The 22,359-nt window shown below is 44.1% G+C and carries 17 protein-coding genes and 1 pseudogene; 2 read left to right on the top strand and 16 right to left on the bottom strand.

The genetic code is table 11. The features are described from left to right. The first annotated feature begins 276 nt into the window (after positions 1–276). Positions 277–1,857, top strand: coding sequence for a Na+/H+ antiporter NhaC family protein (locus ACIRUQ_RS01405; RefSeq protein WP_021740399.1), 1,581 nt, complete (start codon positions 277–279; stop codon positions 1,855–1,857). A 159-nt stretch (positions 1,858–2,016) separates the two neighbouring features. On the opposite strand, the gene ACIRUQ_RS01400 is transcribed toward ACIRUQ_RS01405, so the two are convergent. The 10 genes and pseudogenes from ACIRUQ_RS01400 to aspS all read right to left on the bottom strand — a co-directional run bounded on the left by ACIRUQ_RS01400 (position 2,017) and on the right by aspS (position 13,015). Next, positions 2,017–3,543, bottom strand: a complete 1,527-nt coding sequence (locus tag ACIRUQ_RS01400; protein WP_022035120.1) for a MutS-related protein — start codon at positions 3,541–3,543, stop codon at positions 2,017–2,019. After that, entirely contained in the window at positions 3,540–4,580 is a 1,041-nt protein-coding gene (locus tag ACIRUQ_RS01395; RefSeq protein WP_022035121.1) for a hypothetical protein, read from the bottom strand. The genes ACIRUQ_RS01400 and ACIRUQ_RS01395 overlap by 4 nt, the downstream gene beginning before the upstream one ends. A 17-nt stretch (positions 4,581–4,597) precedes the next feature. Then, entirely contained in the window at positions 4,598–5,122 is a 525-nt protein-coding gene (locus ACIRUQ_RS01390; RefSeq protein WP_021740402.1) for a cob(I)yrinic acid a,c-diamide adenosyltransferase, read from the bottom strand. 619 nt (positions 5,123–5,741) lie between these two features. Beyond that, positions 5,742–5,840 (bottom strand): hypothetical protein, encoded by a 99-nt coding sequence (locus ACIRUQ_RS01385; RefSeq protein WP_404856519.1) that lies wholly within the window; start codon positions 5,838–5,840, stop codon positions 5,742–5,744. A 125-nt stretch (positions 5,841–5,965) separates the two neighbouring features. Beyond that, positions 5,966–7,492, bottom strand: a complete 1,527-nt coding sequence (gene clpX / locus ACIRUQ_RS01380; protein ID WP_022034973.1) for an ATP-dependent Clp protease ATP-binding subunit ClpX — start codon at positions 7,490–7,492, stop codon at positions 5,966–5,968. Between the two features lie 282 nt (positions 7,493–7,774). Then, positions 7,775–9,208, bottom strand: a complete 1,434-nt coding sequence (gatB, locus tag ACIRUQ_RS01375; RefSeq protein ID WP_022034974.1) for an Asp-tRNA(Asn)/Glu-tRNA(Gln) amidotransferase subunit GatB — start codon at positions 9,206–9,208, stop codon at positions 7,775–7,777. A 15-nt stretch (positions 9,209–9,223) separates the two neighbouring features. Continuing rightward, positions 9,224–10,687 carry an Asp-tRNA(Asn)/Glu-tRNA(Gln) amidotransferase subunit GatA gene (gene gatA, locus ACIRUQ_RS01370; protein ID WP_022034975.1) on the bottom strand — a complete coding sequence of 488 codons (1,464 nt, stop codon included), beginning with the start codon at positions 10,685–10,687 and terminating at the stop codon, positions 9,224–9,226. A gap of 17 nt (positions 10,688–10,704) precedes the next feature. Then, the gene (gene gatC, locus ACIRUQ_RS01365) at positions 10,705–11,001 is read right to left on the bottom strand and encodes an Asp-tRNA(Asn)/Glu-tRNA(Gln) amidotransferase subunit GatC (protein ID WP_336302969.1); all 297 of its coding nucleotides are present in this window, start codon (positions 10,999–11,001) and stop codon (positions 10,705–10,707) included. 222 nt (positions 11,002–11,223) lie between these two features. Next, positions 11,224–11,544, bottom strand: a pseudogene (locus ACIRUQ_RS01360) (GNAT family N-acetyltransferase); the annotation flags it as partial. Between the two features lie 139 nt (positions 11,545–11,683). Next, the gene (aspS, locus tag ACIRUQ_RS01355) at positions 11,684–13,015 is read right to left on the bottom strand and encodes an aspartate--tRNA(Asn) ligase (RefSeq protein ID WP_022034977.1); all 1,332 of its coding nucleotides are present in this window, start codon (positions 13,013–13,015) and stop codon (positions 11,684–11,686) included. A gap of 898 nt (positions 13,016–13,913) precedes the next feature. On the opposite strand from aspS, the gene ACIRUQ_RS01350 reads away from it, so the two are divergent. Then, complete coding sequence (locus ACIRUQ_RS01350) at positions 13,914–16,163, top strand: LTA synthase family protein (protein ID WP_055290471.1); 2,250 nt, start codon at positions 13,914–13,916, stop codon at positions 16,161–16,163. A gap of 285 nt (positions 16,164–16,448) precedes the next feature. Here the strand turns inward: ACIRUQ_RS01350 and ACIRUQ_RS01345 are convergent, their stop codons facing one another. From ACIRUQ_RS01345 to feoB, 6 genes are all read right to left on the bottom strand, one after another. Further along, positions 16,449–17,147, bottom strand: a complete 699-nt coding sequence (locus tag ACIRUQ_RS01345) for a hypothetical protein (RefSeq protein WP_156330984.1) — start codon at positions 17,145–17,147, stop codon at positions 16,449–16,451. Between the two features lie 28 nt (positions 17,148–17,175). Continuing rightward, on the bottom strand, positions 17,176–18,084 hold the full coding sequence (locus ACIRUQ_RS01340) for an XdhC/CoxI family protein (protein WP_055290469.1): 909 nt from the start codon (positions 18,082–18,084) through the stop codon (positions 17,176–17,178). A gap of 69 nt (positions 18,085–18,153) precedes the next feature. Next, on the bottom strand, positions 18,154–18,795 hold the full coding sequence (locus tag ACIRUQ_RS01335) for an NTP transferase domain-containing protein (protein ID WP_070103973.1): 642 nt from the start codon (positions 18,793–18,795) through the stop codon (positions 18,154–18,156). Positions 18,796–18,802: 7 nt separating this feature from the next. After that, positions 18,803–19,573, bottom strand: coding sequence for a uridine phosphorylase (gene udp / locus ACIRUQ_RS01330; RefSeq protein WP_022034982.1), 771 nt, complete (start codon positions 19,571–19,573; stop codon positions 18,803–18,805). 339 nt (positions 19,574–19,912) lie between these two features. Beyond that, positions 19,913–20,056 (bottom strand): FeoB-associated Cys-rich membrane protein, encoded by a 144-nt coding sequence (locus tag ACIRUQ_RS01325; protein WP_021740424.1) that lies wholly within the window; start codon positions 20,054–20,056, stop codon positions 19,913–19,915. A 73-nt stretch (positions 20,057–20,129) separates the two neighbouring features. Then, complete coding sequence (gene feoB / locus ACIRUQ_RS01320) at positions 20,130–22,289, bottom strand: ferrous iron transport protein B (protein WP_055290467.1); 2,160 nt, start codon at positions 22,287–22,289, stop codon at positions 20,130–20,132. Positions 22,290–22,359 lie beyond the last annotated feature (70 nt).

The following is a 22,359-nucleotide window of genomic DNA, read 5'->3' as shown; positions in this document are numbered from 1 at the left end:
AACCCCTCCTGTCAACTAGTAGTTTTGCACAAAATCAGACTTTTCCCTTTGTTTCTTTTGTATATTTCGCCGTTTTTTGTATGTCTACAACGAACAGTCTTCTTTCTTGCAAAGACTTTACCTGGTTAGTTATTCATATTAGACAGTATGAACCGGTGACTTTTTGGTAACCTTTCCCAGTTTTTTTTTTACGCTTTACAAGCAGTTTTTTTTATGATACAAAGATATTAGCAATCGTAATGTCAGGCAAATATAATACGTAGGAGGTATTTTATTATGGTAGATGCGGGGTTTCTATCTATTATTCCACCGATTGTAGCAATTGTACTTGCCTTAGTTACTAAAGAGGTTATTTTCTCTCTTTTATTAGGTGTATTCTCTGGTACGATCATTTATTCAGCACTTGCAGGACTTGGTCCTTTCGGTGTCCTTTCTACCACAGTAGAAATCATGATTGACAAATTTGGAGCAAATGCGGACATGATCCTGTTCCTTTGCTTCTTAGGTATTCTCGTAATTCTTATTACAAAAGCCGGCGGAGCCAGAGCTTATGGTGAATGGGCTTCCAGTAAGCTGAAAAACAGACGAAGCGTTCTGTTCGCAACAGCATTACTTGGTATCTTCTTCGCTATTGATGATTATTTCCACTGCCTGGCAGTTGGAACAATCATGAGACCTGTAACAGACAGAACAAAAATCTCTCGTGAGAAACTGGCTTACCAGATCGACGCTATCGGCGCTCCTCTCTGTGTAATCATGCCAATCTCTTCCTGGGCTGCTTCCGTTATTTCTTATTTCCCGGAAGACGGTTCTGTATCAGGTATGGAGACATTTATTCAGGCTATTCCGCTGAATCTGTATGCAATGTTATCCATCTTCATGGTTCTTTTCTTAACACTTAAGAAAAAATCTGAATTTGGTCCGATGCTCGTAGCTGATAGACTGGCTGAGCAGGGAGTATTCTCTTCTCCGGAAGGTGATGTAACAGAAGACAACTTATCTGACTTCGAAAAAGAAAACCAGAGCGGACGTGTATGTGACCTTGTTATTCCGATCGTTGTACTGGTTATCTCCAGTGTACTCTGCATGTTATATGTAGGTGGTTTGTTCTCAGGCGAAGGTCTTTCCATCATGGAAGCATTTGGTAACACATCTGCTGCTACTGCTCTTGCACTTGGTGGTTTCTGTACATTAGTATTTACATTTATTTATTACATGTGCCGTCGCGTTCTTACTTTCAAAGAATTATTCGGCAGCATTGGTCAGGGTATCTTCACAATGATCCCGGCATGTACGATCCTGACATTCGCATGGACAATCTCCAGCGTATGCCGTGATTACCTTGGAACAGGCGAATTCGTAGCAGATGCTGTTGCTAACTCCGGTATTCCGATTATGACACTTGCTCCAATCATTTTCATCATTGCAGCATTACTTTCATTTGCAACCGGTACAGCTTGGGGTACATTCGGTATCCTTATTCCGATCGTAATCTCCATCTGTTCTGTAGCAGCTCCAAGCTTTACAATTACATGTCTGTCTGCAACATTAGCTGGTTCCGTATTCGGAGATCACTGCTCACCGATTTCTGATACCACGATCCTGTCCTCTACAGGTTCTCAGTGTAACCACTTGAAACACGTTGGTACTCAGATTCCATACGCAGTTATCGTAGCTGTATGTTGTGCAATCGGTTATGTAGTTGCCGGTGTAACAAACAGCCTGGGTCAGGGCGTAAGTACTGTTATTTCCTTAGCAGTAGCTATTGTACTCCTGACTATCGTTCTTCTGGTTGCTCCGAAGGTTTGGAAATATACACCTGAGCAGAAGGAAATCATCAACGCTGCAAAGGAATAATGTTTATAAACGAACACTTCAAATTCTCTTAACAAAGCAAAAAGAAAGAACCGATGTAGAAATACATCGGTTCTTTCTTTTTCGGAGATTGAACTCTCACTGAGAATATTTGCTATTACTCTCCACTTGCAGAAGTGGGAGTCTCAACTCAGACTGAGATCAATCCTGTTCATCCAGTAAATTCATCACATCGCTTTGCAATCCCAGTAAGCGACAGATTCGGAACGCATCCCTCGGACAATTTCCCTCATTCTCAACACGATACAGGCCATAATTCATATGGGACGCGATTACCGCTACTCCCTTTTGCACACCTGCATTCTGAATCTCATTTTCAACCCTGGATTCATCCATATCTTTCAGTCCTACAACCTGATAATGCGCTTTTCCATACTCAGCCACATGATCAAAATGTGTAACCAGAAGTGCCACTACATGCTTATGATTCAGATATTTTGTCACTGCACGCACCAGCGCAGCTCCCTCATGCGGATTGGTACCTCTGGAAAACTCGTCCAGCACTACAAAACAGAATTCTTTTTCGACATTTTCAATCACATCCTTCATCTGGATAATCTCTGCACCAAAACTGGAGAGTCCTTTCTGTACGGACTGCAGTTCCTCGGAAATCATCTGGATATTCTCAAAAAATGGAATCTCTGCATAATCTGCATATACATAAAAACCACACATAGCAAGCACTACATTTAGCACAATGGTCTTCAGGGAAATACTCTTTCCACCCATATTTGCACCGGTGATCACCGTAGCTCCCTGTGTCAGTTCAATGGACAATGGCGTAAACTCCAATCCACGGTTCTTTAACACAGAAGCAACCCACGGATTCGTCACATTTTCCAATTTAAATGAAATGTCAGAAGCTGTATTTGCTTTTTCATTTTCTGTATTTTTATACATATTTTCAGCATTTATACCTGTCATTCCGCTGAACACCGGTTTCACTGCTTTTCCGAAATAAGTAGCGGTCAGCTTCTCCAGCAGCAAGTCCAGACGCCCTGTTACATTGGCATTATAGAGCATGGCATCCAGATACGGCTGCAGGCGCTTTGTGAGCTGTTCCCGGATGATCTGTTCTTCTTCTTCCTCTTCCAGAACAACCTGATGCCGCAGATTCTGATACTCTTTCTTTGTCTCTTCCGCCGCAATCTCCATGGATTTTTCCAGTTCCCGCTTGCGTTTCCGGATATCATCCAATTTCTCCGAATATGCTTCATAAATATAAAAACTTGGAATCCGGCGTCCGTCCGGATCCAGAATATCCAGGGCTGCTTCCAGATCCATATAGCCAAGACCCGTCATCTTTGTCTGCCCATTTACATAATTTGCTTCACTTCTGGCCTGCTCCGAATAAATCAGAAAATTCTTCATTTCAAACAGTTCAATGTCATTCAGACACATTTCCCGTGCCTTTTTTATCGTTGGCCGTACATCCTTCATCTGCATAAATATACGACGCAAATGATTGATTTCCTGCTTCAGATCCTCCTTTTTATTCATCAGCTTCTCCAGGTTGGAGAGTTCCTCCATCAGAAGATCTTTTTCTTCTGATGTATACGGTGTCATCCGACGCACCCGTTCCTGTCCGTAAGGTGACGATGGATTCAACCGGTCCAATATATATTGCAGTCCGATACTGTTTTTCTGTTCATATGTCAACTGAATCATGCTAATTCCCCCATACTTTTTCTGTACTCGTCCCTGACATTATAGACAGGCACATCAATCGCTGCAGACATCTTCTGCATAAATTCATCCTTGTCAAAATGAAATCCATAGGCCGAAAACGGATTGATCGTAACTCCCAGCAATTGCAGCGCATCCGCTACTTCAAAACGCAGCCCCTTGATCTGCAGTTTCTCATACATATCGCTGGAAAGAAGTATTTTGCTGCCATCCAGCAGCACCATCTTTTTCCCTTTCAGATCTGTATTTGACATGATGAGTGTCTTTACCATGGCATCTGTCAGTCCGCCCTGGACTACCATATATTCCGGCGGGTTTTCTGCCCCTCTCCGCCATACCTTCTCCGGTGTTATCCGCTCCTGTGGCAACACAATGTGCTCCGGATCCGTCACCGGTATATATTTCATATCATTCTGATTCCACAGTTCCTCCGGTACTTCAAACGGTGCCTGAGGCAGCTGCAGGATTTCACAGGTATATGCGGTATCCCGCACTACCGTAGCCATACTCTTGTGATAAGATGCACCGGTACACAGAATCGTACTCTGGCTGACTTTTCTGGAACAAAGACTTTTTCGTCCAAGTGCCCCGTCGATCAGAATCTTGTCCACACCATAAGGGCGGATCAACTCCGATACTTCCGCCAGCTGACTGGTCATGGATGGTCCGGCAATCTGCACAAACCCGTCTGTCCGGGCCCGGAAGATAATAATCTCTCCCATCGGTGTATAAATCCCGGTAGAACATAAAATCTCCCGCGTCGTATCACAATATTTCAATAAATCTGCTGCCGTTGCAACAATCGTTCCCTTATAAACAAAAATGCCCGGTTTCACCGTATTGGTAACCAGATCTGTGCTTTCTCCATCTCTTCCTACTGATGTAGCACCAAAAGAAACCCCGTTGCGTTTCAGCTCAGCGATCAGCTGATTCAACGTGGTTGTCTTTCCGGCATTTTTACACATTCCGATCAGGGAAACAGAATCGTAAGGTGCTACCAGTTCGTATAATGATTTCATACTTTCCTCCATAACAACTACATTTCAATCCCTTTTCTTGCCGGTACCCCTTTTTCAAATGGATGCTTCACTGCATTCATATTTGTAATATAGTCTGCCAGTTCTACCAGTTCCGGTTTCGGATTACGTCCTGTCATAACGACTTCCAGCTGCTCCGGTCGGTTTTTCAGAAAATCAACCACCATGGCCGTATCAATCAATTCTGCATTACACAGATCCAGCATCTCATCCATAACCAGCAATCTTGCATTCTGCTCCACCGCTGCCGCTTTCACCTTCTCAAACAACGCCGTATAAGCAGCCTTTGCCTCCACTTTTTCTTCCGGTGTCATCAGAAAAGAAAATCCAAAATGATGTTCTTCCACCAGTACTGTAATATTCGGAATCTTCCGTAAAATATTCATCTCACCGGTTGTACCATCCTTCAAAAACTGAGAATACACCACCGGAAATCCATTTCCTGCACAGCGGATTGTAAGACCGACCCCCGCCGTTGACTTTCCTTTGCCTGTTCCTTCATAAATGTGAACAAGTCCCTTCATGTTTCTGCTTCCTCCTTATATACCTTTCTTTCTGTGTTTTCACACAAAGACTCCTCTAAAACCTTCTCTTTTTACTACCTCAATGATAGCATGACCACACCTGTTTTACAAGGAGTATCATCTCGAAAAGAATCTGTTATGTTACAGTTCACTCATCATATGTATTCAAATATTGATCATGCTTGCATGAGGAAATATTTGGATACATAATGATGAAGGGAGCGCCTTTTTATGAGCAAAAGTAGTAGCGTAGCTACGGAGAAGTCCTGAAAGGACGTTTTGCGAATGGCGCGTGTGAACAGTAACTCTGTTATCATGCAGATTTACAAGACATTTTTCAGTGATTACTTTTTGGTCTTATAAAAATTGTACAATTTTCGAATGATTTTTTATGAATGATTGTGAACACTTATGAATGAATATTTGCTATTATAATAACTGTAAAAACCCCCAATACATTATAAGTTTTTTGCTACCCCCATAGTAAAAAATACCTTCTCCTTAGAAAAGACAGCCGTTCGGATTTGGCTGTCTTTTCATTTTTCTTATTATTTTAATCTTCATTCTTTTCAGAACCGGCTATATCCGATCCTGTCCATTTTTTTCAGATATTCTTGAGCTATTCATTCTTTATTGCTTTTTCTATTGCAGTCTTCTTAATATGTTTTCCAATAATCTCAGACACATCACTAACGGTAATAAATGCAGAAATATCCACTTCTTTGATACAAAGAAAAACAGGGAACTTATTTCATTGGTCTAAAAATGGCAGGGGAAATAAGCACCTTTGCTTTTTCTCCTGCCTTGTTTCCTCCCTACTTGCAATGGAAGCTGGAAGCTTTCTTAATTTGTTCCGGATTTATCCTCCAGTTCCGGCGTTCCACGCATCTGAATCAGCGGGCCGCCTGTTTTTTCGATATAAGCCTCTGTAATGGTAACCGCACCAATATTGTCATCCTTCGGAATCTCATACATGATATCCAGCATGAATTCCTCAATGATGGAACGAAGTGCACGGGCTCCTACGTTTTTCTCTTTGGCACGTTTTGCAATGGCACGCAGTGCACCATCATCAAATTCAAGTTTTACTTCATCCATAGCCAGTAATTTCTGATACTGCTTGATGATCGCATTTTTCGGCTCTTTCAGAATCTGTACCAGCATATCCTCGGACAATGCATCCAGTGAAAACAGGATTGGCAGACGACCGATAAACTCCGGAATCATACCAAATTTGCGGATATCCTCTGTAGTCACCTGACGGAGCAGATTCTCTTCCTTGTCATATTTATCTTTCAGATCTGCCTGGAAACCGATGGAAGCATGCTCATTCAAACGTTCTTTGATGATATCTTCCAGTCCCGGAAACGCACCACCGCAGATAAATAAAATATTGGATGTATCAATCGTTGTCATCGGAACCATCGCATTTTTACTGGTCGCACCGATCGGTACTTCCACTTCCGCACCTTCCAGCAGCTTCAACATACCCTGCTGTACGGACTCACCGCTGACATCACGCTGTGTCGCATTTTTCTTCTTTGCAAGTTTGTCGATCTCATCAATAAATACAATACCGCGTTCTGCTTTTTCTACATCATTATCTGCTGCGGTCAGAAGCTTGGACAGCACACTTTCAATGTCATCGCCTATGTAACCGGCTTCGGTCAGAGAGGTCGCATCAGCGATGGCAAGCGGCACATCCAGAAGTTTTGCCAGGGTCTTAACCAGATACGTCTTACCACAGCCTGTCGGACCAACCATCAGCATGTTGGATTTCTCGATCTCTACTCCATCTGCATTTGCCTCAGTACCTGCTGCCACACGTTTGTAATGGTTGTAAACAGCCACAGACATAACCTTTTTCGCGTAATCCTGTCCGACTACATAGTCATCCAGACTTGCTTTGATCTTATGCGGTGCCGGAATCTTGCGGATATCCAGAATCGGCTCCTCTTTCTTTTTCTCTTTTGGTTTTTTCTTCTTTACTTTCTGCTGGTTGCCAAATGGCAGATCGGACATGTTTACAAACTGGATATTCGGCATCTTTCCACTTGACAGCATATCTCCGATATTGATATCTCCCAGACCCGGGATTCCAGGCATCTGCCCCATGGTATCAAAGGTCTTCTGCATGCAGTCCTGACAGATTGCCATATTCGGAGCCACATGGATCAGCTTGCCTGCCTTGCTGGCCGGACGTCTGCACATTGCACAGAACTCATCAAAATCATCTGTTTTTTCATTGTCCTCTGTGGAATCGTCCGTCACTACCTCACCGGTCTCCACCGGAGTCCCTTCCTTTGTTTCTTCTACATCGGATACATTTTTTTCATCTGTATCCACTTCTCTGTAATCGTTATCTATCATAAAAAAATCTCCATTCGTCTTTCATGTACGTTCGGAATCATTCAAAACAAATCATTCCGATCCTACATTTTATTTTCCTCAAAAATGCCGTTGAGACTTTTCTATCTTACCATAGATTGAAGGCTATTTTCAACTGTACGACTCGCATTTAATAAAAGGTTTATGCTTTTTTCGAGAAAAACATCCTCATACAAGGCGTCTCAGCCTGCATGAGGATGTTTTTTCAAACGTATTCAATAACCTGGCAGAACGCCCGGCCACACGACCTAAAATGCCGCCACTCTAAGCAAGAAGTTCCTGGAGAATTGCATTTACCATAGCCGGATTTGCTTTTCCTTTCATAGCCTTCATCGTCTGGCCAACCAAAAATCCCATGGCTTTCTTTTTACCATTATGGTAATCTTCCACAGACTGCGGATTGTCTGCAATAACTTTTTCAATGGTCTCGCGCAGTGCACCTTCGTCATTGACCACTTTCAGTCCTTTTTCTTCCACATATTTCTCCGGATCAATGTCTGACCGAAACATCTCTTCAAAAACTTCTTTTGCCACGGAACCATTGATGGTGCCTGCATCTACCAGTTCGATCAGAGCAGCCAGATGCTCCGGTGCAAAGCAGATTTCCTCTGCTTCCATACTGTTCTCTTTTAAGAGACGCATGGTTTCGCCCATGAGCCAGTTGGATACTTTTTTCGGTTTGTCACAGATTTTCGTGGTTTCCTCGAAAAGATCTGCCATATGTTTTGTTCCGGTAATGATCTGTGCATCATACTCCGGAATATCGTACTCTCTGCGGTAACGCTCCAGCTTCTGCGGACGCAGTTCCGGCTGGCGACTGCGGATCTCATTGATCCACTCCTCCGAGATAACGATCGGTGCCAGATCCGGTTCCGGGAAGTAACGATAATCCTGTGCATCCTCTTTGGAACGCATTGCATGAGAAGATTCTTTGTTGTCATCCCAGCGACGGGTTTCCTGCACAACTTTTCTTCCCATCTCAAGAAGCTCGATCTGACGCTCCCGCTCTCCTTCGATGGCATGTGCGATCGCCTTGAACGAGTTCAGGTTTTTCATCTCAGTACGGGTTCCAAACTTCGGTGAACCAACCTCACGGACGGACAGGTTGACATCGGCACGCATGGAACCTTCGTTTAGTTTACAATCGGATGCTCCCAGATACTGAATCGTCTGACGCAGTGTCTCGAGGTAAGCGATCACTTCATCGGCAGAACGCATATCCGGCTCGGATACAATCTCGATCAGCGGCACACCGGAACGGTTGTAGTCCACGATGGATACGTCCTCCCATTCATCATGTACCAGTTTACCGGCATCTTCCTCCATATGGATTTCATGGATGCGCACCTGTTTTTTGCCTGCCGGAGTCTCAATTTCCACATATCCGTTGCGGCAGATTGGCAGATACAGCTGTGAGATCTGATAGTTCTGCGGATTATCCGGGTAAAAATAGTTTTTCCGGTCAAATTTACTGTATCGGGTAATGCTGCAGTTTGTAGCCAGACCAACGGCCATGGCATATTCCACTACCTGTTTGTTCAACACCGGAAGGGAACCCGGCATACCGGTACAAACCGGGCAGGTGTGTGTATTTGGTTTTCCTCCGAACTCCGTGGAACAGGAGCAGAAGATTTTTGTTTTGGTTGCAAGCTCTACATGCACTTCCAGTCCGATGACTGTTTCATAATTCTTACTCATCTCTTCTTCTCCTTCCTACGCCTGACTCAGCGGGCTGTGCTGATATGGACGTGTCTGTTCAAAACTGTATGCTGCCTGAATGATCTTTTTCTCCTGAAAACAGTCTCCGATCAGCTGCAAACCGATCGGCAATCCCTGACGGTCCGTACCGCACGGAAGGGAAATTCCGGGAAGTCCCGCAAGGTTCACGGAAATTGTATAAATATCGCCCAGATACATGCTGATCGGATCCTGCAGGCTCTCGCCAAGCTTCGGTGCTGTGGTCGGTGCTGCCGGTCCAAGGATCATGTCATATGTTGCAAATGCATCGTCAAATGCTTTTTTTATCAATGCTTTGACGCGCAATGCTTTCAGATAATAGGCATCATAATATCCGGAACTTAAAACGAAAGATCCAAGCATGATTCTTCGTTTTACCTCAGGACCAAATCCTTCGGAACGGGATTTTTTATACATATTATGAAGGCCTTCATATTCTTTCGTACGGTAGCCGTATTTGACACCGTCAAAACGTGCCAGGTTGGAGCTTGCCTCCGCGCAGGCAATGACATAATAGGCCGGGATCGCATATTTTACGAGACCAAGGTCGAATTCTTCCACGATAGCACCTTTTTCTTCCAGTACCTTTGCTGCTGCAAGTACCGCTTCCTTTACTTCCGGATTTAACCCTTCTCCGAAATAATCTTTTGGGATACCGATGCGCATGCCTTTGACATCGTCTACCAGGGCAGACGTAAAATCGGTGTCTTCTCTTTTTACGGATGTCGAATCCTTTTTGTCATAGGAAGTAATTGCTTCCAGGATCGTTGCGCAGTCTGTCACATCTTTTGCTACCGGTCCGATCTGATCCAGCGAAGAACCGTATGCGATCAGTCCGTAACGGGAAACGGTTCCGTACGTCGGTTTGATACCGGTTACTCCACAGAAAGAACTCGGCTGACGGATGGATCCGCCGGTATCAGAACCAAGGGCAAAAGAACACTCCTCTGCTGCCACAGCTGCGCAGGAACCGCCGGAAGATCCTCCCGGAACGTGCGCGGTATTCCATGGATTTTTTGTCTCGCCGTAAGCAGAAGTCTCTGTCGTACTTCCCATGGCAAATTCATCCATATTTGTCTTTCCGATAATGACTGCTCCGGCTTCTTCCAGTTTTTTCACTGCTTCTGCCGTATAAGTCGGTATAAAGTTATATAAAATCTTTGAAGAACAGGTCGTCAGCAGTCCTTCGGTACACATATTGTCCTTGATGGCCACCGGAACACCTGCTAACGGACCTGTCAGCTCTCCGGCATCAATTTGTGCCTGTACTTCTTTTGCGCGGGCCAGCGCACCTTCCTCATCGACTGTCACAAAACTGTGCACCTGCTCTTCTTTTGCGCGTACCGCATCCAAAGCTTCCCGAACGGCTGCTTCCACGGTCACTTCTTTTGCTTTTATCTTTTTTCCCAGCTCTACCGCTGTCAAACTCATCAAACTCATTTCCATGTCCTCCGTTCTTATTCGCCGATTGTCTTCGGTACTTTGAATCCGCCATCTTTCTGCTCCGGAGCATTCTTCAATGTATCTGCACTGCCATCTCCGTTTGTCACAACATCCTCGCGGAATACATTTTCAATCGGGAATACATGGGACATCGGCTCGATGCCTGTCGTATCAAGCTCGTTTAAGAGATCGATGTAATCCAGCATATCTTCCATATCTTTTTTCGCTGCTTCTGCTTCTTCCGGACTCAGTTCCAGTTTTGCCAGAATGCCGACATATTCCATGGTGTCATCGGAAATGACATTTTTCATAGTTCCGTCCTCTGCCATTACTTTTGTGACGGATGCGCCGCTGGTCTGTTCTTCTGCTTCCGGCTCTTCCTCAAATGCCACATGGCTGATTTTGGCATAAACAGCAGCATCCACGATCCCCTGATTATTTCTTGTGGACTGACGCAAGGTTCCTTCATAATCCATACCGGCTTTTTTCATCACTTCACCGGAATTTGGATTTGCCACATCATGCTGTGCCCAGACACGTCCTGCACCGACTTCTGCCATCAGGAAACGGATGACTGCCTCCACAGCCTCTGTGGTGTAACCCTGATGCCACCAGGATTTTCCGATGCAGTAACCAAGTTCTGCACTCTGGACATCTTCATTCAGTGATACCACGCTGATACTTCCGATTGGCTGCTCGATGTCATTTAACTCGATGGCCCACTGATAAAACTCATTTTTGCTGTAACCTGCTTCCCACTGCTGCAGAATCTCTGCGGTCTCTTCCACACTTTTGTGCGGCTGCCAGGTCAGGTATCTGGTCACTTCCGGGTCGCTCGCCCAGTTGTAATACATATTTTCTGCATCTTCTATGGTAAAACGCCGTAATGTCAGGCGTTCTGTTGCGATTGTCTGTGTTCCTGTATGTCTCACGTTTCTCTCCTCCTACATCTGGATCGCACTTTGTAACGGTTTCGGGGTCTGCCATAATCTGTTACGGCTCTAATCTGCTCAGATCTCGCGGGAACAAGGTCGCTTCACGGACGTTATCTTCTCCGATCAGCTGCATGGTCAGACGTTCCATTCCGATACCAAGTCCACCATGTGGCGGCATGCCGTATTTGAATGCGGACAGGTAATGCTCCATGCCTTCGGTTTCCATGCCCCGCTGCGCGATCTTTTCCATTAATTTATCATACTGATGGATACGCTGTCCACCGGTTGTGATCTCCAGACCTTTGTAAAGCAGATCAAAGCTTAAGGTATAGGTCGGGTCTGCCGGATCATCCATGGCATAAAACGGACGTTTCTTGGATGGATAATGTGTGACAAACACAAAATCACTGCCGAATTCTTCTTTTGCATACTGACCGATCAAATGCTCCTCCTCCGGCTCCAAATCGTATGGATTGCGAAACTGTCTGTCGTATTTTTCAGCCACGCGCTGTTTTGCTTCATCAAAACGGATGGCCGGGATCCGGCTCACATCCGGAAGTTCGATCTGTAAAATATCTAACTCTTTCACATAGTCTTTTTTCAGTAACTCCATGGTATACTGCAAAAATCCGGTTTCCATAGCCATGATATCTTCGAATCCGTCAATATAACCCATTTCGAAATCAAGGCTGTTATATTCGTTTAAATGGCGTTTTGTGTTATGTTTTTCCGCACGAAAAACCGGTGCTGTCTCAAAGACTCTGTCAAACACGCCCACCATCATCTGTTTGTAAAACTGCGGACTCTGCTGTAAGATCGCAGGTCTGTGGAAATACTCCAGTTTAAACAGGTTGGCACCGCCCTCAGCACTTTTTGCACCAAGTTTTGGTGTATGGATCTCTGTAAATCCCTGGCTGTAAAGGAAATCGCGAAAGCCTCTCACAATGCCTTCCTGAATCCGGAAGGTTGCACGCTCCCTGATGTTTCTTAACGCTACTGCACGGTGGTTTAATCTGGCTTCCAGGGAAGTTTTCATCTTCCACTTTGCGATTGGAAGCGGCAGACTCTCTGCAGGCTCGGAAAGAATCTTGACCTCTTTCATGCGGATCTCGAATCCTCCCGGCGCACGCTCTTCCTTATTTAATACACCGCTCACCTCAATGGCTGCGCCTTCCTTGAGTTCCTTCAGATCAATAGCGGTCACACCTTCTTCATACACGCACTGCAGGAGACCTTCTCTCTTTCGCAGGACCACAAAGGCTACCTCACCCATGTCACGCACCGTATGGACGGCTCCATTCACGCTGATCATCTGACCATACAGGTCAGAGGCAAGGATTTCACTGATTTCCATCGTCTCTTTTGGTATTACACCAGTCATCATTTTCATTGTTTCGTACACTCCTTTTGCATAAAATGTTGTAAGGTGCGGGACGGAATTATTCTTATTTTTGTCTTTTTCAGAGCCATCTCGATTACGCTACGCTCCATCTCGATGTGGCTTCTCGCCAAAGAAATTCTTAAAAATATATTCATTCATGCAAGCATGATTCGCATATTTTTTCGAATTGCCTTGGCTCTGAAAAAGACAAAAAAACGCCCTAAGGATACTTCTTTGTATCCCAGGACGAAATAATGTTCTTTTATTATTCCGCGGTACCACCCGCATTGAGAAAAACAATACTACAAAACACTCATGATCTGTGTCTTTCCCCACTCAGGCACGTAACGTGTGCGAACCGTACAGACCTACTGAAATCTATTTCCGATTTCCCATTCAATCTGTCTGCTCCAGAGTGTTCCCTTCCTCTCCTCCGCCAAACAGCGCTCTCAGTCGGTGACGCCGTATTCCTGTCAGTTTCTGAAGATAAGAGTCTCCTTCTACGCATTTACTCATGATTTTGTATCTTAGCACAACGTTTTTCGCTTTGCAAGTCTTAATTGACCGACATATTAAGAAATTATTTCCTTTTTCTTTCAAAAATTTCCTTATTATATGATTTATGATATGAATCATGATTTTTGATACAGTTTCCTACGCATTCTGCAAGTTCCTCATTCAGGCATGATTGCTTTTTAAAACGTATGTAATGTGTGAACTGTAACGCTGTAATATTCACAAAAGGAAACGGCAATATGAATTTTTTTTGTTCATATCGTGTATTTTATACTTTTTTAATTGACTTTTTGTAAATTTAGGTCTAATATCTGTACGGTTATGTAAAATTCTTTTAACTTAATAGTAAAGTTTGCACTTTCGACACCACGTTTTGAGAGAAGGAGTTTATATGAAATCATTTAGAAAAAATGGGAAAGAAAAACCGATCATCATCGGTGATAATATCAAAAGAAAACGACATGGTTTTTTCCGTTTTCTGAAAAACTTTAAATTTCCGGATCTGTCTGACAATCCAAAAGTACAGTTTATGAATAAATTTTCACTGCTGTTCCACGGACTGCTGGCCTGCATCCTGGTCTTTACAATTGAATGTGTATCCAGACATTCCTTTACATCAGCAGTAAGTTTCTGTATCAGCTCACCGCTGACATTCCTTTATAATGCACTGCTGATTTTTGCAACGTTGCTCATCGTATATCTGTTCAAGCATCGTGCACTGGTCCGCATTGTGATATCCATATTCTGGATGCTGCTTGGTGTTATCAACGGATGCGTACTTGCCTCCCGTGTTACACCGTTTAACTTTGCAGACCTGAAGCTGATCGGAGACCTGCTCTCCATGAAAAACAGCAAATATCTGTCTGCAGGACAGGAGATCGCAGTGGTCATTCTGCTGATCGCACTTGCAACTTTCCTGATTCTTTTTGCATTCAAGGGACCGAAATTCAAAGGAAGAGTTCATCTGTTCCGCAACCTTGGTTTACTGGTACTGTGCGTAGCAAGTATTCCTTTTATCACAAAGGCAGCGATCCACTCCGATATCCTTTCCGGATACTTCGGAAACCTGGCACAGGGATATAAGGATTACGGTTTTGTATACAGTTTTTCTGCCAGTGTGGTAGATACCGGCATGAGCAAACCTGCCAATTATACGGAAGAAACCATTGACACGATCAATGACAATGTAACGACAGAGCCGACAACGGTTGATTCTTCTGATATGCCGAATATCATTTTCATGCAGCTTGAGACATTTATCGATCCGTATGAATTAAACTTTTTGAGCTACTCCGAAGATCCGATCCCGAACTTCCATAAATTAATGGAGAATTATACATCCGGATACCTTACTGTTCCGGTTGTCGGAGCCGGAACCGCAAATACGGAATTTGAAGTTCTGACCGGTATGGGCATCCGTTTCTTCGGTCTGGGTGAGTACCCATACAAAACCGTTTTAAAAAATACTACCTGTGAAAGTGCAGCTGATGACCTTGGTAATATCGGTTATGCCACTCATGCCCTGCACAACAACGGTGGTAACTTCTACGGACGTGCAAAAGTATTCTCCCAGATGGGATTTGATACATTTACCAGCAAAGAGCTGATGAATATCACAGAATATAATGAAATTGCTTCCTGGCCGACAGACAACATTCTGATTGATGAGACAACCAAGACACTGGATTCTACTCCGGATCAGTCTGATTTCCTCTACACCATTACGGTACAGAGTCACGGAAGCTACCCGGATTACAAAGTATTTGATAACCCTGAAATTCAGGTAACCGGAGGAGATACCGAAGCTGAGCATTATCAGTGGGAGTACTACATCAACGAACTTCACGAAGTTGACAAATTCATCGGAAACCTGATCGATACCTTATCCAAACGTAACGAGAAAACAATCGTTGTCATGTACGGCGATCACCTTCCGACCCTTGGACTGGAAGAATCCGATATGAATACCGGAAACCTGTATGACACTACATACGTTACATGGAATAACTTTGGTCTTGAGAAACAGGATAAAGATGTGGCTGCTTACCAGCTGATGTCTTACATCACAGATCAGCTTGGTATTCACGAAGGAACGATGTTCCGTTATCACCAGTCTGAAATGAACGCAGACGTATCTGCTGACGATGCTTCTTACATTACAAACTGGGAATTACTGCAGTACGATCTGCTTTACGGAAACCGCTATTCCTATCATGGGGTAGACAAATATCCGGCTTCCAACCTTGTAATGGGTGTTCAGGATGTTGTAATTGACCATACATCCATGAGCGCGGATAAGACAAAGCTGACCATCTTCGGTGAGAATTTCACTCCTTGGAGTAAGGTTTATGTCGATGGCGAGAAAGTTTCCACAGAATATATTTCCGGAAACTGCCTTGAGATTTCTATGGCAAACCTGTCTGATGGTTCTGAGCTGGTGGTAAATCAGGTTGGCTCAAGCAATACGATCTTCCGCAGTTCCAACACGGTTACCTTCCATGCACCGGCTGATTTTGATGAGCATGAAGCAGATAACGTAGAAGTTCCGGATACATCCGGAGATGACATGGGTGTGCCGGTAGTAATTCCGCCTGAGGAACAGACCACGGATGATGCGGCAGCTACAACTACCGCACAGTAATAACTTGTCTGGTGGCTTAACATTCAGAAAGTAAAGCGGACATTCGCAATCCGCTTTCGCTACTTGCTCATGAACGCAGTCGCTTTGCGACCTGTCAGTGGGAGCTTTTAACTCCCACTGACATAAGCATTCCCCCGCTTAGTGCTCTACGCACTTGAAGCGGGGGAATGCTTATTCTGCGATCAAAAAGTGACAGAAGTTTTTGACCTCTGTCACTTTTTTCATTGTTACATCCTGTTTTTAACTGCTTTACTTCTACAATTATCTGTTCCGGATTTCTCCTTATTAATTTGCGATCTTAAAATTCTGTTCATCTGCCAGCTGATGCTTCATTTCATTGAATACTTCTGTGTCTGAATTATAATTTCCATGTTCAGATATTACATTTACCCCCTGCTGAAGTGAAGACACATAATTCTGAATCGGCAAATCAACACGATATACTTCATACTCATATGCCCAATATGCTTCCTCTGAATCAAAACCATCCAAAGCCGCCTGATATACACCTGTTGTATCGTTCTCCAACATTGTGCGAAGTTCCGTCAACCATTCCTGAATTTCTTCATCGGTAACACTAAATCCATTCTGAATAGCTGCAACATATAAAGCATTTCGTTCCATGGCATCTTTTACTGCCAGCTGATGAGCATTGGCTTCACTTTCACCATCATGCAAATAGAAATCAGTATACTGCTGAACTTCTTCTTTTGAAATAACGATATTATTTCCTACAGCATATACATCATCTCTATTCAAATATTCTTTTTTCTGGTTGTCAGAAAGGCCATCTACAGATAATGTTTCGATGTAATAGTCGTTCACAGACTGATAGTTATCTGCTAACATTTTACTATATCCAGATACTTTTCCGTAGTCATTCAAACCAGCCTCTGCTGTGTTTCCCCCAAACATTGAACCCGCAAATAACACTGCACCCAAACAGGAAACGCCTATTATTGATAATGCCTTCTTATTCATCATCAAGATCTCCTCTCTATACCAAACATACTTAAATATCCACCACATAGACCAGCATCCGTCCCCCGCACACCATGCCCTGGTCCGCTGCTACTTCGTTACTCATATCGAGTGAAAAGACCTTTTCCTCTCCGGTGCCGATCATACGGAAAGCTTCCCGCAAAACTTCATTTTCGGTACAGCCTCCGCCAATCGTTCCTGCGGTCTGTAGATTGCTGTTTACCGTCATCAGAGCACCTGATTTTACCGGTGTGGAACCGCTGGTGTCATATACCAGCAGCATGGCTTTTCCAACATTTGGATCCCCCAGCATTTCAATCACGCGGGGATCTGTATCCGTACAGGTCAGCAGCTGACTGTGGGAACGGCGCGGTGTTCCTTTCCGGCGTTCCTCGATAAGTTCTGCCACAATGGAAATTGCAATCTCCGGAACGGTGAGTGCACCGATATTTAATCCAATTGGCATATGGATCTGAGCTACTGTTTCCCCGGAATTTCCCTCTTTCTGCAGCAGATCAACAATTCCTGCCACCCGGCGTTTGGATCCCATCATTCCCAAATAACGTGGAAAAATACCACTCAATACTTTTCTCAGACAGGTCAGATCAAACCGATGTCCTCTTGTTACAACAGTGACATAATCATTGCCACCAATCTGAATCTGATCGATCGCTTTTTCAAATTCCTCACAATAAATTTCTTCCGCATCCGGAAAATAAGTGCGGTTTGCAAAAGAAGGTCTGTCATCCACTTCAATGACGTAAAAACCAGCCGCAGACGCAAATTTGCTGATTGCCTGCCCCACATGACCTCCACCGAGAATGATCAGTCGTTCCGGTCTGTAAAATCTCCGCTCATATACGATATTTTCTATTTTTAATTCAAGAGATCCCTCTCCGGTCTGTTTTATATCTTCTAACAGTTTTTTTATTTCCTGCATGTTTCTGCTCCCAATATACTTGTTATTATTCGCCACTTATAGAAGTGGGAGTCTCAACTCAGACTGAGATCAATATCTCATGTAGTTTTCTGCTTCCTGTAATTGTTCTTTTGTATCCGTATCCATAATGCAGCCACGATCATCCACCGGAAGTTCCATCATGGCGTCGCCTAGCTGCTTCCAAAACCCCCGCAGACCACCACCGCCGGCACTCCCTTCATAAGCGAGAATGTCTGCCAGCAAATCCATCCGGATCAATGCCGGGTGTCCACGGCGTCCGTTCACCGTTGGAAGGACTGCTTTTTTCCCATTCACAAGCATCGCTTCCAATAGTTTTTGATAAGTTTCCGACATGATACAGGGCAAATCTACCAGCTGGATAAAAACCAATTCATAATCCGTCAGTTCCGCCAAACCTGTTTTGATAGAGGTCAGAATACTTCCATTTCCGTAATTTGGGTTCCAGATCGTATGAATGTGGTCTGACGAATAATTGTCCTGTAAATAAGCTTCAACCCGTTCATGTTCGAACCCTGTTACAATCTGTATATTATCTATCCCGGCTTCCTGCATCGTTTTTATTGTCTGGTCAATCAATTTTTTATCCAGAAACTTTGTCAGGGGTTTGGACTGTCCCATGCGGGTGGACAATCCTGCTGCCAGGATCAGTCCGCCCACACTACTTTCATCGTTATTTATTCTGCTATACATCTGTCTTTTATGCCTTTGTATCTTTTATCATGCATCGAATCGCATCCACTGCCGTTTTGATCGCTGCCTGAGTGTCATGTGCCACCGGATTTTCCAGCTGCAGTTTTTCCCTCTCCTGATTAGCTACCACAAGGAAAACAGAACCGATTCTTACATGCAGATAACTCGCCACCACGAACAATGCTGCCGATTCCATCTCGGAAGCCAGGCATCCCAGCCGTTTCCATGCCTCCCATTTCTGTGTCAGTTCATAACTTACCGGCATTTTTTCCGGCTCATGCTGACCGTAAAAGGAATCCTTGCACTGAACGACACCGATATGGCAGGGATATCCGTTTGCTTTCGCTGCCATTTCCAGTTTCTGCACGATATGATAATCGGCTACCGCCGGAAATTCAATCGGTGCATACTCCCGGCTCGTTCCTTCCATGCGGATCGCTCCCGTGGCGATCACCAGATCCCCGCTTTTGACATCTGTCTGGATGCCACCGCATGTTCCGACACGGATAAATACTTCCGCACCGCAGCGTACCAGTTCTTCCATTGCAATGGCCGCAGAAGGCCCTCCAATGCCCGTAGAAGTCACGCTGACCTTCTCCCCGTCCAAATATCCGGTATAGGTCGTAAACTCCCTGTGATCGGCCACCAGACGCGCGTCATCAAAAAGTGCCGCGATCTTTGCACACCGCTTCGGATCCCCCGGCAAAATGACATATTTTCCAACGTCTCCCTGTTTTAAACCGATATGATACTGAATTCCATTTTCTGTATACTTCATTATGCTTCCTCCCACAAATTGCCAATGCCAATCATCTGATATAATCTTATTGCTCACCACCTAAAATGGTGGGAGTGATCTCACATCTGATGTAATGCTCTCCTCTGTGTGTTCACATTATAGCAGAATTTCCTTTGTTTGAAAACACGATTTCCCTTTCCACCGATGCAGGTAAAAAGCTCACTTTTTTCACATCCTCTGCCAACACTATACTCCCCGAGAAGTATAATACAAATCAAAGAAAAAATCGCCTCGATGTGGTATGTGTCCAGGATTCTGGGGACCTATCACTTCGAGGCGATTTTTAAACAAGTATTTTTTTAATCACAGTAAGGAAATTTATTTCTGTGAGTGGCATCCGCCACCGCAGGATGAGCAATTGCAACCGCAACCGCCCTTATGGTGTTTTTTATCATAAATGCCTTTACCGATAATCAGACCAACCAGTCCAAATACAATGATTGCTACAATTACAGTTGCCATTAGAACTCCTCCCTTAAATTTTTAATAAATATGATATTAACTATTTTAGTACTATATTAGCACATATTTCGACTTATGCGATAGATTTTTTTGCCATACCGGTTGCTTCATCAACATACGGATTTTTGCGAGCAAGCATATAAATGATAAATACTAACTCGATAATAGCAACGATCAGTCCTACCGGATGAACGTTTCCTGTGAACAGGGAACCAAACTGGTAGATCATCATAGATACGATATATGCAAGACCACACATATATCCGATTGCTGCCCAGAACCATTTCTGATTGTTCATTTCTCGTTTGATCGCACCCATAGCTGCGAAGCACGGAGCACACAGAAGGTTAAATACCATAAAGCTGTAAGCGGTTAACTGTGTATAATGAAGTGCTACCTGGCCCCATACTTCATCGCCGTTTTCTGCTACTTCGGAGAAACCACCGAAGAGGACACCAAATGTAGATACAACGTTCTCTTTTGCGATCAGACCAGTGATTGTTGCAACTGTTGACTGCCAGTCACCGAAACCAAGCGGTGCGAAGATCCAGCAGATTGCTCCACCGATCGTTGCCAGTAAACTGGAGTTATTGTCTTCCACCATGCCAAATGCACCATCGACGAAACCAAATCCCTGTAAGAACCAGAGAACTACGGAAGAAGCTACGATAACAGTACCTGCACGTTTGATGAAGGACCATCCACGCTCCCATGTAGCACGTAAAACGGAACCTGCAGTTGGAATATGGTAAGCCGGAAGCTCCATAACGAATGGTGCTACTTCGCCGGCAAATGGTTTTGTCTTTTTCAGCATGATACCGGAGATAACGATTGCTGCTACACCGATGAAGTAAGCGGAAACTGCAACCAGTCCGGAGCCACCGAATAATGCTCCTGCGAAGAGACCGATGATCGGCATTTTTGCTCCACAAGGAATAAAGCAGGTGGTCATAATTGTCATATGACGATCTCTCTCATTCTCAATGGTACGGCTTGCCATAACACCTGGAACACCACAACCGGAACCGATCAGCATCGGGATAAAGCTTTTTCCGGAAAGACCAAATCTGCGGAAGATACGGTCAAGGATAAATGCAACACGAGCCATGTATCCGATCTGCTCCAGAATGGAAAGCATGAAGAACAGTACTAACATCTGCGGTACGAAACCGAGTACGGCACCGACACCACCGACAATACCATCATTGATCAGACCAACTAACCAGTCAGCACATCCAATGCTCTCAAGCGCCGGTCCTAAGTTTCCACAGATCCACTCACCAAAGAGTGTATCATTTGTAAAGTCAGTAACAATTCCACCGATGGTTGTTACAGAAATCCAGTAAATCAGGAACATGATACCTGCAAAGATTGGTAACGCGAGAATACGGTTTGTTACGATACGGTCAATCTTGTCAGAGATTGTCAGGTTGTGTACTTCTGCTTTTTTGCTTACAGACTGATCACACACTTTGCTGATGTAAGCATATCTCTGGTTTGTGATAATACTCTCTGCATCATCATCCATCTCATTTTCACAGTCAACAATGTGCTGCTCGATATGTGCTTTTACATCTGCCGGAATATTTAAGTCTTTGACTGCTTCCTCATCACGCTCAAAGAGTTTCATTGCAAACCAGCGAAGATATCTGTGGTCTACCGTCATCTCGATGGACTCCTCGATATGTGCGATGGCATGCTCGACACTTCCGGTAAATACGTGAAGCGGAGTTGCATCCTGTTTTTTCTCTGCTGCATCTACAGCTTTCTGTGCTGCCTCAAATCCGCCCTCACCTTTCAATGCACTGATTTCAATAATCTCACATCCAAGTGTCTCAGACAGTTTCTTAACGTTGATCTTGTCACCGTTTTTACGAACGATATCCATCATGTTGATTGCAATCACAACCGGGATACCAAGCTCAAGGAGCTGTGTTGTCAGATACAGGTTACGCTCAATGTTTGTACCGTCTACAATGTTTAAAATTGCATCCGGACGTTCATTTACCAGATAACCTCTGGCAACTACTTCCTCCAGTGTATATGGGGAAAGGGAGTAAATACCAGGTAAATCCTGAATGATCACATCTTTATGTCCCTTTAATTTTCCTTCTTTTTTCTCAACAGTTACACCCGGCCAGTTACCTACGTACTGAGAACTACCGGTCAATTGGTTAAACAATGTTGTTTTTCCACAGTTGGGGTTGCCCGCAAGTGCGATTTTGATACTCATTTATATCTCCTCTCTACTTTTATTTTCTATAGTTTTTCATAACCATTATTAGAGTCTTCTAATCCATGTA

This window comes from Eubacterium ramulus (genome assembly GCF_045002895.1).
In the GTDB taxonomy this organism is placed as follows: Bacteria; Bacillota; Clostridia; order Lachnospirales; family Lachnospiraceae; genus Eubacterium_I; species Eubacterium_I ramulus.
The sequence above is the reverse complement of the archived record's forward strand: the minus strand, read 5'-3'. Positions and strand labels throughout refer to the sequence as shown.

Coding starts and splice junctions, on each gene's coding strand:
- ACIRUQ_RS01345 (WP_156330984.1), bottom strand. CDS start 17,147: ATGATGAATAAGAAGGCATTATCAATAATAGGCGTTTCCTGTTTGGGT.
- gatA (WP_022034975.1), bottom strand. CDS start 10,687: ATGAGTTTGATGAGTTTGACAGCGGTAGAGCTGGGAAAAAAGATAAAA.
- ACIRUQ_RS01405 (WP_021740399.1), top strand. CDS start 277: ATGGTAGATGCGGGGTTTCTATCTATTATTCCACCGATTGTAGCAATT.
- gatB (WP_022034974.1), bottom strand. CDS start 9,208: ATGAGTAAGAATTATGAAACAGTCATCGGACTGGAAGTGCATGTAGAG.
- ACIRUQ_RS01335 (WP_070103973.1), bottom strand. CDS start 18,795: ATGTATAGCAGAATAAATAACGATGAAAGTAGTGTGGGCGGACTGATC.
- ACIRUQ_RS01395 (WP_022035121.1), bottom strand. CDS start 4,580: ATGAAATCATTATACGAACTGGTAGCACCTTACGATTCTGTTTCCCTG.
- ACIRUQ_RS01340 (WP_055290469.1), bottom strand. CDS start 18,084: ATGCAGGAAATAAAAAAACTGTTAGAAGATATAAAACAGACCGGAGAG.
- feoB (WP_055290467.1), bottom strand. CDS start 22,289: ATGAGTATCAAAATCGCACTTGCGGGCAACCCCAACTGTGGAAAAACA.
- gatC (WP_336302969.1), bottom strand. CDS start 11,001: ATGAAAAATGTCATTTCCGATGACACCATGGAATATGTCGGCATTCTG.
- ACIRUQ_RS01350 (WP_055290471.1), top strand. CDS start 13,914: ATGAAATCATTTAGAAAAAATGGGAAAGAAAAACCGATCATCATCGGT.
- ACIRUQ_RS01325 (WP_021740424.1), bottom strand. CDS start 20,056: ATGGCAACTGTAATTGTAGCAATCATTGTATTTGGACTGGTTGGTCTG.
- clpX (WP_022034973.1), bottom strand. CDS start 7,492: ATGATAGATAACGATTACAGAGAAGTGGATACAGATGAAAAAAATGTA.
- udp (WP_022034982.1), bottom strand. CDS start 19,573: ATGAAGTATACAGAAAATGGAATTCAGTATCATATCGGTTTAAAACAG.
- ACIRUQ_RS01390 (WP_021740402.1), bottom strand. CDS start 5,122: ATGAAGGGACTTGTTCACATTTATGAAGGAACAGGCAAAGGAAAGTCA.
- aspS (WP_022034977.1), bottom strand. CDS start 13,015: ATGAAAATGATGACTGGTGTAATACCAAAAGAGACGATGGAAATCAGT.
- ACIRUQ_RS01400 (WP_022035120.1), bottom strand. CDS start 3,543: ATGATTCAGTTGACATATGAACAGAAAAACAGTATCGGACTGCAATAT.